The 207-nt window shown below is 55.1% G+C and carries 1 rRNA gene; it reads right to left on the minus strand.

From position 1 onward, the window contains the following. Positions 1 to 82: 82 nt before the first annotated feature. A 23S ribosomal RNA gene (locus M8009_RS19025) occupies positions 83 to 207 on the minus strand; the annotation flags it as partial.

The raw sequence follows: 207 nt of genomic DNA on the forward strand, positions 1-207 counted from the left end.
GCCCACCCGACTCAACGTTCGGGGAGCGCTTGAACGTCGCTTCGCGACGTTAATCGAATAGCCTTAAGTGATGCAGGCACACCCGTAGCTTCGGTACCTGGTTTGAGCCCCGTTACATCTTCCGCGCAGGCCGACTCGACTAGTGAGCTATTACGCTTTCTTTAAAGGATGGCTGCTTCTAAGCCAACCTCCTAGCTGTCTGAGCCT

The sequence above is a fragment of the Halomonas gemina genome (assembly GCF_023554995.1).
Classification (GTDB): Bacteria; Pseudomonadota; Gammaproteobacteria; order Pseudomonadales; family Halomonadaceae; genus Halomonas; species Halomonas gemina.